This window comes from Quadrisphaera sp. GCM10027208, assembly GCF_042658805.1.
Taxonomy (GTDB): Bacteria; Actinomycetota; Actinomycetes; order Actinomycetales; family SCSIO-59966; genus SCSIO-59966.
In genome coordinates, this window is the sequence record NZ_JBHSRC010000003.1 from 139,583 (window position 1) to 157,848 (window position 18,266).

Below are 18,266 nucleotides of genomic sequence, written 5' to 3' on the forward strand. Positions count from 1 at the left end.
CCGCTCCACCACGGGTTACCAGGCTAACAGCCGGGTGTAGCGGTCCGACCACTGCGCCACGACCTGTGCCTCGTCGGGCAGCTCGGCGAACCGGGCGCGTCCGGCGTCGGCCAGCCGGGCTCGTGCCGCGTCGTCGTCGAGCAGGGTCGCGACGGCGTCGGCCAGCGCCCCGGCGTCCCCGGGCGGGACGAGCACGCCGGCGTCGCCGACCAGCTCGGGCAGGCCGCCGACCGCGGGGACGACGACCGGCAGACCGGCCGCCATCGCCTCCTGGACGACGAGGGCCCGCGCCTCCCAGGAGCTGGCCAGGGCGAGCACGTCGGCCAGTCCCATGAGCCGGACGACGTCCCGCCGGGCGCCGAGGAAGTGCACCGGGGCGCCGGCCGACACCACCTGGCGGCGCAGCGCTGCCAGCAGCGCCGGGTCGCCGTCGCCGACGACGAGCCAGCGCAGGCCGGTCCGCCGGCGCAGCCGGGCGGCGGCCTCGACGACGACGGCGAGGTTCTTCTGCGGGGCGATCCGGGAGACGGTGAGCACGACCGGTCCGTCGGCCGGCTCCCCGGCGACCTCCTCGGCCGGCTCCCCGGCGACCTCCTCGGCGACCTCCCGGGCCAGCTCCCGGCGTCCCGCGGCCCGGTCGCCTGCCCACGGGCCGGCGGCAGGCGCGGCCACCGGGGCGGTGACCGCGGCGCGGGCACCGAGGGCGACGGCCCGGTCGGTGAGGTCCCGGGAGGCTCCGGCCAGCAGGTCGGCCCGGCGGGCCTGCACGACCTCGCCGAGGGCCCGCAGGCGCCGCTGCCAGCCGCCGCCGAGCACGGCGTTGTGCCAGGAGACGACCACCGGCGGGCGGCGGCGACGCACCGTGGCGGCGAGCAGCACCGCCAGCAGCCCGGCCTGGTGGCCGTGGGCGTGGACGACGTCGACACCGGCGACGAGCGAGCGCAGCCGCCGCAGACGGCCCACGGCGCCGCGGCGCCCGGGCCACACCAGGTGCACGTCCGGGCCCAGGTCGAACCGGGAGGCCGTCCGCGGGCTGGTCGCGACCACCGGGGTCCACCCGTGCGCCGGCAACCCGGTGGCGAGGCTGTGGACGTGCGCGCCGATACCACCGGTGCTGTGCCCGACGAGCAGCAGCACCCGTCGACGTCCTCGCGTCGGCGGCTGCTCGGAGGGGACGGTCCGGTCGCCGGTCACGTGGTGTCCCTGCGGCGCAGCACCGCCATCGTCCGGCCGGCGGTGGACCGGTCGCCGACAGCCACCCCGGCTGCCGTCACCGCCAGGACGACGAGCCCTCCGGCCACGCCGGCGGCGAGCGCAGCACCGACTGCAGCGGTCCCACCGCCGGAACCCGGCGGCAGGACGAGGTCGACGACGACCCGACCGGCCCAGGCCGCGGCGACCCCGCAGCCGAGCAGGACGCCGAGGGTGCGGGGCACCCCGGCCAGGGCCGCGGGCCCGGCCGCGCGGCCCAGCGCCCCGAGCAGCAGCGCACCCGCGAGCAGCATCCCGGCGCTCGTGCCTGCTGCCAGGCCGGTGACGGCGTCCCGCGGCGGCAGCACCCACACGACGACCACCGCGGAGACGAGGACGACGCCGGCCCAGCCGGCCGCGGTGGCGAGCGCCGCCGCCCGGGCCCGGTGCAACGCGTTGAGCGCCCGGCCGAGGTGCGCGACCAGGGAGAACCCGACGACACCGGGAGCCATCGCCGTCAGCGCGGCCGTCATCACCGAGACGTCGGCCCGGTCCAGGGCCGAGAACACCGCGGTCACCGCCGGCGCGACCGCAGCCAGTCCCGCCGCGCCGGTGACGGCGACGAGCAGCAGCGCCCGCGTGGTGCCGGCGGCCGCGACGGCGAACGCGTCCCGGGCCCCGGTGGCGGCGTGGTGCGCCAGCCGTGGGAAGGCCACCGTGGCCAGGGGGACGGCCAGCACGGCGTACGGGAGCAGGTAGACGGCCTGCACGTACTGGAAGACCGGCCACGCGCCCGTCCCACCGCGGGAGTTCGCCAGCAGCAGGGTGACGACGACGGCGACCTGCTGGGCGAGCAGGGCGGCGAGCCCGGCGCCGGCCAGGGCACGTGCGCGACGGGCCACTCCCGGAGGGAAGGAGAGGGAAGGGCGCAGACGGGTTCCGGTGCGCAGCACCGGCAGCAGCAGGGGGAGGGTCAGCGCGGCGACGCCCGCGGTGGTGCCCCAGGCCAGGACGGCCTCGGCGGCGCGGGGCAGGGCGGCCGCGTCGTCCTGGCTGCCCTCGGCGAGGACGGCGAAGGCGGCGTAGGCGGCGATGACGACGAGGCTCGACACGAGCGGAGCCATGGCCGGCCACAGGAAGCGCCGGTGCGCCTGCAGCACCCCGGTGAGCACGACCCCGACGCCGTACAGGAGCACCTGCGGGGCGAAGACGAGGAGCATCCGGGCGGCCAGGGCGGCCTGGGCGGTGCAGTCCTCGCCGCCGAGCAGGAGCCCGGTCAGCGGTCGGGCGAGCAGAGCCAGGAGGACCGCGGCCGGCAGCAGCAGGACCACCGCCCAGGTCAGCAGGGCGCTGGCGGTCCGGTCCACCTCCTCGCGGGCGCCGCGGGCCAGCGGGGAGGCGAGCAGCGGGACGACGGCGGCCGCCAGGGCGCCACCGGCGACGACCTCGTAGAGGACGTTGGGCAGCTGGTTGGCGGTCGCGTAGGCGGTGCCGACGCACTCGGCGTGCACGGTGCCGGAGAACACCAGCCACCGCCCGAAGCCGACGACCCGTGCGAGCAGGGTGACGACGGCGACGGCGGCCGCGCCCCCGATCAGGGTGCCGGCGAGCTGGCGCCGGGTGAGTGCGCCGCCGGGGTGGCTCACGCCCGGCGGCCCAGCCGGTCGAGGGCGTCCAGGACGGGTGTCCGCTCGATCACGCTGGTGAAGCTGACCCGTTCACTGGCCAGAGTCAGACCGGTGAGCCCGGCGAGCAGCCCTGCCCGGGTCAGGGCGCCGGTCCGCCCGGCGTCGGCCGTCGCGGCGACCGCGGCGCAGCCCAGCAGGGCACCGGCCGCGTTGGCTCCGGTGTCACCGAGCATGGCCCGCTCGCCCAGGTCCTCCGCGACGAGGGCAGCGGCGGCCCCCGCGCCGGCCGCCAGCAGGGTGCCGCCGGGGCCGGCGGTGAGCGCCAGGGCGGCCGGCAGCAGGGTCACCTTCAGCGCCCGGCCCGGCCGCAGGTCGAGCAGGTTGAGCAGGTTGGCGCTGCCGGCGACGACACCGCCGGCGACGACGACGTCCAGCACACCCGCCGCCCCCGGCCTGCGCCGCCCCAGCACGGTGGCGGCCGCAGCCAGGCCGGCCGCCCCGATGCCGCCCACCTTGACCGCGCCGGTGGTCAGACGGCCGCGGGCCAGGGCGCCGAGGTGCCCCCGCAGCCCCTTGTCGGTACCGGTGCCGACGAGGTCGTCGAGCGCGCCCAGGACCGCCGCGGACCCCACGGCGACGGCGGCACCGGCCCGGACCCGCCGCGGCAGTCCGGGCGCTGCCAGCACCCCGGTCAGGGCGCCCAGCGCGTACGCGGGACCCTCGAGCAGGGTCACCGGCTCCCCCCGGTGGTTGGTGCGCTCCCAGCGCTGGGCTCCTCCAGGGGTCACCCGGGTCAGGACCGCCCACGCGGTCCGGGCGCCTGCCGCCGCGGCCAGCGCGGCCCGCACCGGGCTCACGGCGTGCCGTCGTCCGGGTCGTCGGTGGGGACGTCGGTGGGCACCTCAGTGCCGGCGTCCGCGGGGGCAGGCAGGTCCACCGGCTCCGGGACGACCGCCTCGGCGCCGGACGCCACCCCGTAGTGGCCCTGCCCGCCGGCCAGCTGCTCGCGCAAGGCCAGGGCCGCGACGACCCGGCCCATCGGGGTGTCGACGGCGTCGGACGTGGAGACCCCGTCGGGGACCCCCTCCTGCCGGACGACACCCACCAGCCCGGTGTCACCGGCGGCCTCCACCGGCCCGGCGAGCACGGCGCCGGCCGAGCGGGCGTCCGCCTCGGCGAGCAGTGCCAACCACGGCTCGGAGTCCTCGACCGCCGCGGCGGAGGCCTCGTCGTCCTCGCCCGCCGGTGGTGCGCCGGTCACGACGAGGACGACGTCGGCCTGCTGGACGACGTCCCCGTCGACGGCGACGAGCCCTCCGCTGCGCAGACCCTCGACCGCCGTCTCGGCCTCGGCCGTGGCGTCCGGGGCCCCGTCGGCGGGAGCCGACACGGCCCAGGCCAGGACGGCGGCGAGGTCACCCTGGGTGCCGCCGGCCGCCTCAGGCGCCGGGTCCACGAAGGGCAGCAGCTGACCGACGAGGCTGCGGCGGAACGCCTGCTCGCCCGGGTCGGTCCACGCCGACAGCACGCTGACGAGGCCGGGGACGTCGGCGCCGGCGACCTCCAGCTCGTCGGCGAGCAGGTCCACCGCCTCCCGGCCGGCGCTGGGCAGTGCGACGACGACGACGCTCCGCCCGGTCAGCTGCCCGGCCAGCAGCCGCGGCGCGGTGGCGGCGACGTACTGGTCCCGCTGCCGGATCTGCTCGTCCCGGTTGCCGACGGCCAGCTGGAGGTTCTCCTTGTCCTGCCGCAGCGCCTCCACCTGGTTGGTCAGCTGGTCGCCGATGGACTCGCGCAGCGGACCGGCACCGAGCACCACGCCGATGGCCAGCGCCAGGAACACCGACACGAGGGAGACGAGGTGGTACCTGAAGTCGATCACGGCTGCCCCACCACCTCCTGCCCGGGACCGAACAGCCCCGTGAACCAGTCCCGCACCACGATCACGGCGTCGTTGACCCAACCCCACGCGATCGCGTAGAACGCCTGGCCCGCGGTGGTGGCCGCCAGGGCGACACCGAGGGCCAGCAGGCCGGACAGGACGAGCAGCCCCAGCTGGAGGTTGGAGATGCGCTGCCGGTAGAGCCGGGAGACGCCCTTGGCGTCGACGAGCTTGCCGCCGACCCGCAGCCGGGTCAGGAACGTGCTCGCCATCCCGGCGCGGCCCTTGTCGAGGAACTCCACCAGCGTGGCGTGGGTGCCGACGGCGACGATGAGCTCGGCGCCCTTGTCGTCGGCGAGCAGCATGGCGACGTCCTCGCTCGTACCCGTCGCGGGGAAGACGACCGGGTCCACGCCCAGGCTGCGGACCCGGTCGAGGCCAGGAGCCCGACCGTCCCGGTAGGCGTGCACGACCACCTCGGCCCCGCAGGTCAGCGCCCGGTCGGAGACCGAGTCCATGTCCCCCACGATCATGTCCGGGCGGTGGCCGGCCGCGAGCACGGCGTCCGCCCCGCCGTCCACTCCGATGATCACGGGTCGGTACTCGCGGATGTAGGGCCGCAAGGTCAGCAGGTCCTCCTGGTAGTGGTAGCCGCGGACGACGACCAGCGCGTGACGGCCCTCGAAGCGGGTACGTACGTCCGGGACGCCGATCCCGTCCAGGAGCAGGTCCCGCTCCTTGCGGAGGTACTCCATCGTGTTGGTGGCGAACGACTCCAGCTGGACGGAGAGCCCGGCGCGGGCGTCCTCCATCGCAGCGGCGACCGACTCCTCGGTGAGCTCCTGCCCCCGGGCGACCTCGATCTCCTCGGCTCCGCGAACCAGCAGGACACGTCCCTCGTGGACGCGTACCCGCCGCCCCTCCTCGATCTGCGACATCACGGCCGGCCCGGCGGCGTCGACGAGCGTGACGCCGGCACCGACGAGGATGCCGGGGCCCATGTTCGGGTAGCGCCCGGAGGTGCTCGGCGCCGCGTTGACGACGGCGGCCGGACGACAGGCGAGGAGCGCCTCCGCGGACACCTTGTCGATGTCCATGTGGTCGATGACGGCGATCTCACCGGGCCGCAACCTCTTGGTGAGGTCCTTGGTCCGCGGGTCCACGCGTGCGATCCCGCTCACCCCGGGCAGGGCCTCGGGCTTGCGTCGGCGGCTGAGAAGGTTGCGCATATCGGGCCCGATGCTCCCACGACCTGGGGCGGGAGCGGGTCAGGCGGCGCCGTCCCGGGCGGCGGCGAGCAGCTCCTCGGCGTGCGCCCGTGCGGTGTCGGAACCCTCCTGCCCGGCGAGCATCCGGGCCAGCTCGCGGACCCGGGCGGTGTCGTCGAGGTCGGCGACGAGGCTCGAGGTGACCTGGCCGTCGTCGTCCTTGGCGACGAGCAGGTGGCGGTCGGCGAACGCGGCCACCTGGGGCAGGTGGGTGACGACGATCACCTGGGAGGTGCGGGCGAGGCGGGCCAGGCGACGCCCGACCTCGACCGCGGCCCTCCCCCCGACGCCGGCGTCCACCTCGTCGAACACGAAGGTGGGCACCGGGTCGGCGCCGGCGAGCACCACCTCGAGGGCGAGCATCACCCGGGACAGCTCGCCGCCGGACGCGCCGCGGGACACCGGTCGGGGTTCGGCGCCGGTGTGCGGGGCGAGCAGCAGGGTGACGTCGTCCCCGCCGTGCGGCCCCAGCTCCTCCCGGCGGCGGACGTCGACGGTGAGCCGGGCGTGCGGCATGGCCAGCTCGGCCAGCTCGGCGGTGACGGCCGCCGCCAGGCGGTGCCCGGCCCGGGCCCTGGCCGCGTGCAGGGCGGCGGCGAGGTCACCGAGCCGCCGGTCGAGCCCGGCCAGCTCCTCCCGCAGCGTCTCGACCCGCTCGTCGTCCCCCTCCAGCTCGGCGTGCCGACGGGCGGCGTCGCGGGCCCAGGCCAGGACGGCGTCGGCGTCCTGGCCGTACTTGCGGGTCAGGGCGCCGAGGGCGGCGCGGCGCTCCTCCACGCCGGCCAGGCGCACCGGGTCGTCCTCGACCGACTCGGCGTACGAGCTGAGCTCGGTGGCGACGTCCGCGGCGAGGTACCCGATCTCGGCGAGCCGGTCGGCGAGCCGGGCCAGGGCCGGGTCGTGCTCCCGGACGCCGTCGAGCAGGCGGCGGGCCGCGTCGAGCAGGCCGGCGGCGTCCGGGCCGGGCTCGGGCAGGGTCGGGTCGCCCAGCAGTGCGGCGTGAGCGCCGGCTGCGGCGGCGCGCAGGTCCTCGGCGTGGGTGAGCCGGTGCCACTCGGCGAGCAGGTCGGCGTCCTCACCGGGCTGCGGGTCGACGGCCTCGATCTCCTCGAGCCCGAGCCGCAGCAGGTCTGCCTCCTGGCGGCGCTCGCGAGCTCGCGTCGTGAGCTCGTCGAGCTCGGCGCGCACCGCGGCGGCACAGGCGTAGGCGTCCCTGTAGTCGGCGAGCAGGCCGGCCACCTCCTCGCCGGCGTACCGGTCGACGGCCTCTCGCTGCCGGGCGGGGCTGCGCAGCAGCACCTGCTCGGACTGTCCGTGGACGGCGACGAGGTCGTCGGCCAGCTCGGCCAGCACGCCCACCGGCACCGACCGGCCGCCGAGGTGCGCCCGGCTGCGCCCGGACCCCGCGACGGTCCGGACGACGATCAGCGCGTCGTCGTCGAGGTCGGCCCCGGCCTCCCGGGCGCGAGCGGCGACCGGACCCTGCGGGTCGACGACGAACCGGCCCTCCACGGCCGCGCTGGACGTGCCGCTGCGCACCGTCCCGGCGTCCGCCCGGGCCCCGAGGAGCAGGCCGAGCGCGGTGACCACCATCGTCTTGCCGGCGCCGGTCTCGCCGGTGAGCACGGTGAGCCCGGGACCGAGCTCCAGGACGGCCTCGTCGATGACTCCCAGGGAGCGGATCCGCATCTCCTCGAGCACGTCTCAGCCCTCCTGCACCGGTCCGCGCCAGCCGGTCACCGGCAGCTGGAACTTCGCCACCAGCCGGTCGGTGAACGGACCGGTGACGAGCCGGGCGAGCCGGATCGGGCGGCTGCCGCGACGCACCTCGATCCGGGCGCCGGGCGGCAGCTCCACGGTGCGCCGTCCGTCGCACCACAGGACGCCGCCCACCGGGCTGCGGTTGACGACCTCGACCGCCAGCACGGAGCTCGGGGCGACCACCAGGGGGCGGGCGAAGAGGGCGTGCGCCGAGATCGGCACCATGAGCAGCGCCTCGACCTCCGGCCAGACCACGGGCCCTCCGGCGGAGAAGGCGTAGGCGGTGGACCCGGTCGGGCTGGCCATGACGACACCGTCGGCGCCGAAGGTCGACACCGGGCGCCCGTCGACCTCAGTGGCCACCTCGATCATGCGCTCCCGGTTGGCCTTCTCCACCGACGCCTCGTTGACCGCCCACGTCTCGGCCAGCAGCCGCTCCCCCAGGCGCACCGTGACGTCCAGGGTCATCCGCTCCTCGACCATGTAGTCACCGGCCGCGACCCGGCGAACGGTGTCGTAGAGGTCGTCCGGCTCGATCTCGGCCAGGAAGCCGACGTGCCCGAGGTTGACCCCCAGCAGCGGGACGGGGTGCTCGCGGACGACCTCGGCGGCCCGCAGCACGGTGCCGTCCCCGCCGAGCACGACGACGAGCTCGAGCCCGAGGTCGACGTCCGGGCCCAGACCGTCGACCCTGGTCGCCTGCTCGGTGCCGGGGACCTCGTCCGCCTCCTGCGCGAGCATGACCGGCTCCAGGCCGGCGTCGGCGAGACGCCGGACCAGGTCCGCGGTGGCGGTGCGGGCGGCGGGACGGCCGGTGTGGGTGAGCAGCAGCACGCGCCGGGTGGTCCCGCTCACCGGGCACCCGCCCCGCTGGGCCCCTCGGCCACCGCCCGGTCGACGAGCGCGGCGACCCGGGAGCGCTCCGCCTCGTCCCAGCGCAGGACTGCCCCAGGGTCGTCCGCGTCCCGGGCGAGGTGCAGGAAGTACTCGACGTTGCCGCTGGGACCGGGCAGCGGACTGGCCACAACGCCGCGCACCCGCAGGCCCTCGGCGGCGGCGGCCGCCGCCACGTCGCGCACCGCCTCGGCCCGGAGCCCGGGCTGCCGGACCACCCCGCCGGCTCCCAGTCGTTCCCGGCCCACCTCGAACTGGGGCTTGACCATGAGCACCCAGTCGGCGTCCGCCGTGGCACAGCGTGCCAGGGCGGGCAGCACCAGCCGCAGGGAGATGAACGACAGGTCTGCGACCACGAGCCCGGGGGCGGGAGCCACCTGGTCGGGGGTCAGCTCCCGTACGTTGGTCCGGTCCAGGACGGTAACCCTGGGGTCCTGCCGCAGCGACCATGCCAGCTGGCCGTACCCGACGTCCACGCACACGACGTGCTCGGCGCCGCGACGCAGGAGGACGTCGGTGAAGCCACCGGTCGACGCGCCGGCGTCGAGGCACCGTCGGCCCTCCACCACGACGCCGTCGAACGCGTCGAGCGCGCCGGCGAGCTTGTGCGCACCCCTGCTGACGTACGCAGGGCCGGCGGCGGCGTCGGCGACCTCGATGGCGGCGCCGAGCTCCACCTGAGTGGCGGGCTTGGCCGCCGTCCGCCCGGCCACGGCGACCCGTCCGGCGGCGACCAGCTCACCGGCGTGCTGACGGGAGCGCGCGAGCCCCCGCCGCACGAGCTCCGCGTCGAGCCGCTGCCGTCGCGCCACCGCTCACTCCACCGCCGCGGACAGTCGCTGCTGCAGCGCCTCGTGCACCGCGACGAGCTCGGGCAGCTGCTCGGCGGCGGGTGCGCGCGGGTCCAGGGCGGCCAGCCGGCGCACGGCGGCGTCCACGTCGGGGTCACCGGTCCGGGGGACCGCCGGGTCAGCGGCCGGCTCCGCTGGGGGCTCCGCTGGGGGCTCCGCTGCGGGAGACGGTCTCGTGCGGTCTGCTGCGGCGTCCGGCTGGTTGTCGTCGTGCACGGCGGTCACGCTACCGCCGGGTGGTGACGACGTCCCGCAGCTGATCGGCGACCTCGGTGAGGTCCGGGCACCGGCCGTCGTCACGAGCGTCCCAGACCGCGGCGGCCGCGGCGCACAGCGTCTGGACGTCGTCGTCGCCGGCCCGGACCTGGAGGCGGCCGTCGTGGAGACGAGCCTGCGCCGTCCCGCTCACCCACCAGCCGCCCTCGGGTGCCGCGGGGACCACCCGGGGCGGCTCGAGCAGGCAGCGCAGGTCGGCGCCGACGAGGTCGGGCCGCTCGAGCGGGCCGGCGGCGAGCAGGTCCTCCGGCCGGGTCACCCCGGTGAGCACGAGCAGCGAGCGCATCCCGGCAGCCCGCGCGGCGGCCACGTCGGTGTCGAGTCGGTCCCCGACGACCAGCGGCGAGCGGGCTCCCCGGGCCGCGACCTGGAACAACGTGGGCTGCGGCTTGCCGGCGACGAGCGGCTCGGCTCCCGTGGCGGTCCGGACGGCGGCGACGAGAGCACCGTTGCCGGGCGCGGGACCCCGCTCGGTGGGCAGGGTGGGGTCGACGTTGGTGGCCACCCATCTGGCGCCGGCGCGCACCGCCAGGGCTGCCTCCGTCAGCTGCCGCCACCCGACGTCCGGGCCGTACCCCTGGACCACGGCCACGGGCCGGTCGTCGGCCGAGGAGACGACGTCCAGACCCGCTGCGGTCAGCGCGTCGGCGACGCCGGGTCCACCCACGGCCAGGACGGGCCCTGCGTCGCCGAGCGTGTCGGCGACGAGCCGGGCAGCAGCCTGCGAGGACGTGACGACCTGGTCCGTCTCGGCGGGCACGCCGAGTGAGCGCAGGTGCCCGGCCACCTGAGCCGGCGTGCGGGAGGCGTTGTTCGTGGCGTAGCGCAGCGCGGTGCCGGCCTCGTGCACCGCGGTGAGCGTCTCGACGGCTCCGGCCACGGCCTCGGCGCCGACGTAGACCACCCCGTCGAGGTCGAGGACGAGCAGGTCGTGCTCGTCGACCAGGACGCCGCTCACCGGTCGGCGAGACCGGCGTCCCGCCGGGCGGTCAGCGTCGCCCGCACCTGCCGGAGCCGGTCGGCGTACTCGCGGCGGTCGGGGCGCATCGCGACCGCCAGCGCCAGGTGCTCGGCCGCCTCCTCGAACCGGTTGAGCCGGGCCAGCGCGGAGCCGAGGCCGAACCGGGCGTAGTCCGCGTCGGGGTTGCGCTCGACGAGCCGGGCGAAGGTGGCTGCGGCGTCGTCGTAGCGGGCTGCCGCGAACTGTGCCCGGCCGAGGGTCTCCAGCACCATGGCGGAACCCGGCTCGGACTCGGCCGCGTGCTGCAGAACGGTGGCTGCCGCCGCGGCGTGCCCGTCCTGGAGGAGCTGCGTTCCTCGCCGCAGCCACTCGTAGGGGCCGCCCTGGGGCTGACCTGGGGATGTCTCCGGCATGTCTCCAGACCGTACGGTGCCACCCGTCGGGCTGCGAACCCGGACCCGGATCCCCGAGGGGCACAGCCTCCCGGCGGCTGAGCGGGCGGTTCAGTCCTCGAGCAGGTCCACGATGGTCTCGCCCGGCTCCGGGACCACACGACCGAGTCGTTCCGCGGCCCCGGTCTCGCCCGCGTCGTCCGCGTCCGCCGCCCGCTCCAGCCACTCGCGAGCCTCTGCCGGGCGCCCCGCGGCCTCGAGGGCATCGGCCAGCACGGACCACACTCGGGCACGCCACGGGACGGCCCTGGCCTGGGCCCGCTGGGCCAGGGGCTGCAGCAGCACGACGGCCGCCGCCGGGTTACCCATGTCCATCCGGGCACCGGCCGCGACGAGCCGCATCTCCACCTGGCCCTCCTCGTCCAGTGCAGCGACCTCGGGCGATGCGGCCAGCTCCAGTGCGCGCTCGGGCCGGCCGAGGCCACGCTCGCAGTCGGCCATCACCGGCAGCAGCGACTGGTCACCGGTGAGGCGCCGCACCGTCCGCAGCTCGCGCAGCGCCTCGTCGTAGTGGCCGGCCCGGTAGGCGGCGAGACCGGCGGCCTCCCGGACGACACCGAGCCGCCCGGCCCGCCGTCTGGCGGCCTGGGCGTGCTCCCAGGCGGAGACCGGGTCGACGTCGAGCAGCCGCGCCACCATGACGAGGTGCCGGGCCACCTTCTCGGCACCCTCCTTGCTGAGGGAGCGCAGGTCTCTGCGGACACCGGCGTCCAGCTGCTCGCCGGTGACGTCCGCGGGTAGAGGCGGGTCCTGCGGTCGCGGGGTGACGTCCTGGTCTGGTCGCCCGGGCCGCCGCTCGCCACGCGATCGGGCCGAAGTGGCCGACGTGACCCCATCGGTTCGCACCCTGCGGTCGCCCAGGCCGGGGCCATCACGCCGGTCCGGGCGGGCCGACACGTCCCCACGCCGGGGACGTTCGCGGCGCCCGGGACGTCCCCCCTGCCCTGCGCCTGCGTCCTGCCGTCGCGGACCGCCGCCCTGCGACCCCCCGGCCGCAGAAGCGCCGGGGCGGCGGCGGCCGCGCGGTCCACCAGAGGTCGGGTGCTCGGCCATGTGGGCTCCTGTGGACGTGGCTGAAGATGCGGATGACGGTCACCCCCGGGTGTGGGGGTGACCGTCATCGTGTGGGTGTTGTCCGGCGGTGTCCTACTCTCCCACGCGGTCTCCCGCGCAGTACCATCGGCGCTGTCGGGCTTAGCTTCCGGGTTCGGAATGGGACCGGGCGTTTCCCCGACGCTATGGCCGCCGGAACTCTATGGAGATGTCGTTCGGTGGTGGGCCGACCGTATCTCGGGAACCGCACAGTGGACGCAGAGCACTCGGTGAGTGTGTGGGCAAGTTGTCGGCTTATTAGTACCGGTCAGCTTCACGTGTTGCCACGCTTCCACGTCCGGCCTATCAACCCAGTAGTCTAGCTGGGAGCCTCTCGGGGTCGAGCCCCGTGGAGACCTCATCTTGAAGCAGGCTTCCCGCTTAGATGCTTTCAGCGGTTATCCTTTCCGAACGTAGCTAACCAGCGGTGCTCCTGGCGGAACAACTGGCACACCAGAGGTTCGTCCGTCCCGGTCCTCTCGTACTAGGGACAGCCCTTCTCAAGTCTCCTGCGCGCGCAGCGGATAGGGACCGAACTGTCTCACGACGTTCTAAACCCAGCTCGCGTACCGCTTTAATGGGCGAACAGCCCAACCCTTGGGACCTACTCCAGCCCCAGGATGCGACGAGCCGACATCGAGGTGCCAAACCATGCCGTCGATATGGACTCTTGGGCAAGATCAGCCTGTTATCCCCGGGGTACCTTTTATCCGTTGAGCGACCGCGTTTCCACGAACCACGGCCGGATCACTAGTTCCGACTTTCGTCCCTGCTCGAGATGTCTCTCTCGCAGTCAAGCTCCCTTGTGCACTTGCACTCGACACCTGATTGCCAACCAGGCTGAGGGAACCTTTGAGCGCCTCCGTTACCTTTTGGGAGGCAACCGCCCCAGTTAAACTACCCACCAGGCACTGTCCCTGATCCGGATCACGGACCGAGGTTAGATGTCCAGAACGACCAGAGTGGTATTTCAACGGTGACTCCACCGACACTGGCGTGCCGACTTCACAGTCTCCCACCTATCCTACACAAGCCGTACCGAACACCAATACCAAGCTGTAGTAAAGGTCCCGGGGTCTTTCCGTCCTGCTGCGCGTAACGAGCATCTTTACTCGTAGTGCAATTTCGCCGAGTTCATGGTTGAGACAGCGGAGAAGTCGTTACGCCATTCGTGCAGGTCGGAACTTACCCGACAAGGAATTTCGCTACCTTAGGATGGTTATAGTTACCACCGCCGTTTACTGGCGCTTAAGTTCTGAGCTTCGCCGTGAGGCTAACCCGTCCCCTTAACGTTCCAGCACCGGGCAGGCGTCAGTCCGTATACATCGTCTTGCGACTTCGCACGGACCTGTGTTTTTAGTAAACAGTCGCTTCTCCCTGGTCTCTGCGGCCTTCCGGACTAGGCAGCACGTGCCGTCATCCGTCCGGCCCCCCTTCTCCCGAAGTTACGGGGGCATTTTGCCGAGTTCCTTAACCATGATTCTCTCGATCGCCTTGGTATTCTCTACCTGACCACCTGAGTCGGTTTGGGGTACGGGCGGCTAGAACCTCGCGCCGAGGCTTTTCTCGGCAGCATGGGATCACCCTGCTTCCCGCATTCGCGGTCACCATCAGGTCTCAGGCTGCGTGAGGTGCGGATTTGCCTACACCTCGCCCTACACCCTTGGACGTGGACTACCATCGCCACGCGGAGGCTACCCTTCTGCGTCACCCCTGTTACTGCGCTTACCTACTACCGGTTCGGGTCGCGCGCTCCCCCGCACCGGCCCCGAAGGGCCGACACGGCTTCGCACGCTCAGCATCACCGGCCTCGGTATGGGCGGTTCTTCGCCGGTACGGGAATATCAACCCGTTGTCCATCGACTACGCCTGTCGGCCTCGCCTTAGGTCCCGACTTACCCAGGGCGGATTAGCCTGGCCCTGGAACCCTTGGTCATTCGGCGGACGGGTTTCTCACCCGTCTTTCGCTACTCATGCCTGCATTCTCACTCGTGTGGCGTCCACGACTGGGTCACCCCGCCGCTTCACTCGCCACACGACGCTCCCCTACCCATCCACGCGCCTGGACCGGACCCGAAGGACCGGCCGGGCACACGCGTGAATGCCACAGCTTCGGCGGTGTGCTTGAGCCCCGCTACATTGTCGGCGCGGAATCACTTGACCAGTGAGCTATTACGCACTCTTTCAAGGGTGGCTGCTTCTAAGCCAACCTCCTGGTTGTCTGTGCAACTCCACATCCTTTCCCACTTAGCACACGCTTAGGGGCCTTAGCTGGTGGTCTGGGCTGTTTCCCTCTCGACTACGGAGCTTATCCCCCGCAGTCTCACTGCCACGCTCTCACTTACCGGCATTCGGAGTTTGGCTGACGTCAGTAACCTGGTAGGGCCCATCAGCCATCCAGTAGCTCTACCTCCGGCAAGAAACACGTGACGCTGCACCTAAATGCATTTCGGGGAGAACCAGCTATCACGAAGTTTGATTGGCCTTTCACCCCTACCCACAGGTCATCCCCCAGGTTTTCAACCCTGGTGGGTTCGGTCCTCCACGCGGTCTTACCCGCGCTTCAACCTGCCCATGGGTAGATCACTTCGCTTCGGGTCTAGGGCACGCGACTCAGTCGCCCTGTTCGGACTCGCTTTCGCTACGGCTTCCCCACACGGGTTAACCTCGCCACGTACCACTAACTCGCAGGCTCATTCTTCAAAAGGCACGCCGTCACCCCGCACAGAGGCTCCGACGGCTTGTAGGCACACGGTTTCAGGTACTATTTCACTCCCCTCCCGGGGTACTTTTCACCTTTCCCTCACGGTACTTGTCCGCTATCGGTCACCAGGGAGTATTTAGGCTTAGCAGGTGGTCCTGCCAGATTCGCACGGGATTTCTCGGGCCCCGTGCTACTTGGGATCCCCATCGGGAGGCCACGCCATTTCGCCTACGGGGGTTGCACCCTCTGTGCCGGGCCTTTCAATGCCCTTCGACTATGACGCGACTTTCTCACTCCCCGCCTCATCGGTAGCTGAGACAGACAGGTCCCACAACCCCGACCACGCAACGCCTACCAGCTGTCACACGTGACCGGTTTAGCCTCTTCCGCGTTCGCTCGCCACTACTGACGGAATCACTGTTGTTTTCTCTTCCTGTGGGTACTGAGATGTTTCACTTCCCCACGTTCCCTCCGCACGCCCTATGTGTTCAGGCGCGGGTGACTGGACATGACTCCAGCCGGGTTTCCCCATTCGGACATCCTCGGATCACAGTTCGGTTGCCAACTCCCCGAGGCTTATCGCAGGCTCCTACGTCCTTCATCGGCTCCTGGTGCCAAGGCATCCACCGTGTGCCCTTAAAAACTTGGCCACAAAGTATTCAAAGATGCTCGCGTCCACTGTGCAGTTCTCAAGCTACGGGCGGCACCACCCCACACCCGGCGCCGGCCCCCACGAAGAAGACCAGTACACCGACAGGATGACCCGCAACCACCAGCACCCCCACCCGGGAGCACCAGCAGCCCAGAAGGAACAGACACCAACGCCCGCACCCTCAGGACCCAACAGCGTGCCCAGACCGCCACCCGACACGCCAGACGCGTTCCCCACCACAACCCCGAAGAGCCGTGACCGTACTAACGCCCGACGCACCACGCGACGACCAACTAGCCGATGTTCCACCCACGAGCACCACCCCGAGAACACTCGCCCCGGGCATGGCCCTGGACGCGACCAGCACAAACCGGCCACGCCAGACGCTCCTTAGAAAGGAGGTGATCCAGCCGCACCTTCCGGTACGGCTACCTTGTTACGACTTCGTCCCAATCGCCAGTCCCACCTTCGACAGCTCCCTCCCACAAGGGGTTAGGCCACCGGCTTCGGGTGTTACCGACTTTCGTGACGTGACGGGCGGTGTGTACAAGCCCCGGGAACGTATTCACCGCAGCGTTGCTGATCTGCGATTACTAGCGACTCCGACTTCATGGGGTCGAGTTGCAGACCCCAATCCGAACTGAGACCAGCTTTTTGGGATTCGCTCCACCTCACGGTCTCGCAGCCCTTTGTACTGGCCATTGTAGCATGCGTGAAGCCCAAGACATAAGGGGCATGATGATTTGACGTCATCCCCACCTTCCTCCGAGTTGACCCCGGCAGTCTCCTATGAGTCCCCGGCACGACCCGCTGGCAACATAGGACGAGGGTTGCGCTCGTTGCGGGACTTAACCCAACATCTCACGACACGAGCTGACGACAACCATGCACCACCTGTACAGGACCCTTGCGGACCTCACATCTCTGCGAGATTTCCCTGTATGTCAAGCCTTGGTAAGGTTCTTCGCGTTGCATCGAATTAATCCGCATGCTCCGCCGCTTGTGCGGGGCCCCGTCAATTCCTTTGAGTTTTAGCCTTGCGGCCGTACTCCCCAGGCGGGGCGCTTAATGCGTTTGCTGCGGCACGGAACTCGTGGAATGAGCCCCACACCTAGCGCCCAACGTTTACGGCGTGGACTACCAGGGTATCTAATCCTGTTCGCTCCCCACGCTTTCGCTCCTCAGCGTCAGTTACGGCCCAGAGACCCGCCTTCGCCACCGGTGTTCCTCCTGATATCTGCGCATTTCACCGCTACACCAGGAATTCCAGTCTCCCCTACCGCACTCTAGTCTGCCCGTACCCACTGCAGGCCCGGAGTTAAGCCCCAGGTTTTCACAGCAGACGCGACAAACCGCCTACGAGCTCTTTACGCCCAATAAATCCGGACAACGCTTGCGCCCTACGTATTACCGCGGCTGCTGGCACGTAGTTAGCCGGCGCTTCTTCTGCAGGTACCGTCACTTGCGCTTCTTCCCTGCTGAAAGAGGTTTACAACCCGAAGGCCTTCATCCCTCACGCGGCGTCGCTGCATCAGGCTTTCGCCCATTGTGCAATATTCCCCACTGCTGCCTCCCGTAGGAGTCTGGGCCGTGTCTCAGTCCCAGTGTGGCCGGTCGCCCTCTCAGGCCGGCTACCCGTCGTCGCCTTGGTAGGCCATCACCCCACCAACAAGCTGATAGGCCGCGAGCCCATCCCCAACCGAAAAACTTTCCACACCACCAGATGCCCGGCAGTGTCATATCCGGTATTAGCACCGGTTTCCCGGAGTTATCCCAGAGTCGGGGGCAGGTTGCTCACGTGTTACTCACCCGTTCGCCACTGATCCACCAGTGCAAGCACCAGCTTCACCGTTCGACTTGCATGTGTTAAGCACGCCGCCAGCGTTCGTCCTGAGCCAGGATCAAACTCTCCATTGATGACAAACCGGCACCCACCCCACACAGGGACAGGACACCGCTCAATAGAGACCCCAACCCCCCGGCAAGGAGGTCAGGAATCAAACCTGGCAAAACAGCACCCACCCGACGAGACAGGCAGGCACCGCATCACCAAACACGCCCCATCCACCACCAGCACCACCACACAACGCAGCAGCACCACCAGCACGACGAGGCCATTCGGCATCGACTTTTAAGCACGCTGTTGAGTTCTCAAGGAACGGACGCGCACCACCCACCACAACCACACAGGCCGCAACAGACGGGGCTACCGCATGAACCTTCTTGCTCGAGCGAGCACCGAAGCACAGTCGGGCTTTTGGTAACTCTGGCGCTCGAGCGGTGACCGAGCCTAGCACCTTGCGAGCATCGCTCCAAATCCAAGGCGCCCCTCGGTACTCACCGCGGACCGGCCTCCCTGAGGAGTCCGTGCCTCCAGCGGTGTCCCTAGAGTAGCACGGTCCAGGGTCGTCCTTGTCCCGCCCGGCGCTCGGCGCCCACGGCGCCGCGTGCCGAGGCCAGGAGCAGGGCCGGACAGCGCCAGGAGCAGGGCCGGACAGCGCCAGGAGCACGGCCGGACAGCGCCAGGAGCACGGCCGGACCGCGAGGGAGCCTGTGGTGAGCCCTCCGTCCGGCCCCCTGGTGGTGATCATGCAATCCCGCCACCCCGGACCCCGCTGCGTGTCTCGCATCGTGCCGAACTCGTGCCGCGTCAC

General features: G+C 71.5%; 12 protein-coding genes and 3 rRNA genes. All 15 read right to left on the reverse strand.

Annotated elements, in window-relative coordinates:
- Positions 1-15 precede the first annotated feature (15 nt).
- Complete coding sequence (locus ACFP6A_RS06105; protein ID WP_379602393.1) at positions 16-1,194, reverse strand: glycosyltransferase family 4 protein; 1,179 nt, start codon at positions 1,192-1,194, stop codon at positions 16-18.
- On the reverse strand, positions 1,191-2,837 hold the full coding sequence (locus ACFP6A_RS06110; protein ID WP_379602395.1) for a lipid II flippase MurJ: 1,647 nt from the start codon (positions 2,835-2,837) through the stop codon (positions 1,191-1,193). Before ACFP6A_RS06110 ends, ACFP6A_RS06105 begins: the two co-directional genes overlap by 4 nt.
- Positions 2,834-3,676: a hypothetical protein gene (locus tag ACFP6A_RS06115; protein ID WP_379602396.1), complete on the reverse strand. Its 843-nt coding sequence runs from the start codon at positions 3,674-3,676 to the stop codon at positions 2,834-2,836. Before ACFP6A_RS06115 ends, ACFP6A_RS06110 begins: the two co-directional genes overlap by 4 nt.
- Complete coding sequence (locus ACFP6A_RS06120; protein WP_379602397.1) at positions 3,673-4,701, reverse strand: copper transporter; 1,029 nt, start codon at positions 4,699-4,701, stop codon at positions 3,673-3,675. The genes ACFP6A_RS06115 and ACFP6A_RS06120 overlap by 4 nt, the downstream gene beginning before the upstream one ends.
- Positions 4,698-5,930, reverse strand: coding sequence for a putative cytokinetic ring protein SteA (gene steA, locus ACFP6A_RS06125; RefSeq protein ID WP_379602398.1), 1,233 nt, complete (start codon positions 5,928-5,930; stop codon positions 4,698-4,700). Before steA ends, ACFP6A_RS06120 begins: the two co-directional genes overlap by 4 nt.
- Positions 5,931-5,969: 39 nt before the next feature.
- A complete protein-coding gene (recN, locus tag ACFP6A_RS06130; protein ID WP_379602885.1) occupies positions 5,970-7,658 on the reverse strand; it encodes a DNA repair protein RecN in 1,689 nt (562 codons plus the stop codon).
- Positions 7,659-7,673: 15 nt separating this feature from the next.
- Entirely contained in the window at positions 7,674-8,585 is a 912-nt protein-coding gene (locus ACFP6A_RS06135) for an NAD kinase (protein ID WP_379602400.1), read from the reverse strand.
- Positions 8,582-9,436, reverse strand: a complete 855-nt coding sequence (locus ACFP6A_RS06140) for a TlyA family RNA methyltransferase (protein ID WP_379602402.1) — start codon at positions 9,434-9,436, stop codon at positions 8,582-8,584. The genes ACFP6A_RS06135 and ACFP6A_RS06140 overlap by 4 nt, the downstream gene beginning before the upstream one ends.
- 3 nt (positions 9,437-9,439) lie before the next feature.
- Positions 9,440-9,691 carry a hypothetical protein gene (locus ACFP6A_RS06145; RefSeq protein WP_379602403.1) on the reverse strand — a complete coding sequence of 84 codons (252 nt, stop codon included), beginning with the start codon at positions 9,689-9,691 and terminating at the stop codon, positions 9,440-9,442.
- 10 nt (positions 9,692-9,701) lie between these two features.
- Positions 9,702-10,709, reverse strand: a complete 1,008-nt coding sequence (locus ACFP6A_RS06150; protein ID WP_379602404.1) for an HAD-IIA family hydrolase — start codon at positions 10,707-10,709, stop codon at positions 9,702-9,704.
- Entirely contained in the window at positions 10,706-11,125 is a 420-nt protein-coding gene (locus tag ACFP6A_RS06155) for a tetratricopeptide repeat protein (RefSeq protein ID WP_379602405.1), read from the reverse strand. The genes ACFP6A_RS06150 and ACFP6A_RS06155 overlap by 4 nt, the downstream gene beginning before the upstream one ends.
- 90 nt (positions 11,126-11,215) lie before the next feature.
- Positions 11,216-12,010 (reverse strand): hypothetical protein, encoded by a 795-nt coding sequence (locus tag ACFP6A_RS06160; RefSeq protein ID WP_379602406.1) that lies wholly within the window; start codon positions 12,008-12,010, stop codon positions 11,216-11,218.
- Between the two features lie 287 nt (positions 12,011-12,297).
- Positions 12,298-12,414 (reverse strand): 5S ribosomal RNA (gene rrf, locus ACFP6A_RS06165).
- Between the two features lie 80 nt (positions 12,415-12,494).
- Positions 12,495-15,610, reverse strand: a 23S ribosomal RNA gene (locus ACFP6A_RS06170).
- Between the two features lie 396 nt (positions 15,611-16,006).
- Positions 16,007-17,529: ribosomal RNA gene (locus tag ACFP6A_RS06175) — 16S ribosomal RNA — on the reverse strand.
- Together the 16S, 23S and 5S rRNA genes form the textbook arrangement of a ribosomal RNA operon.
- Positions 17,530-18,266 lie beyond the last annotated feature (737 nt).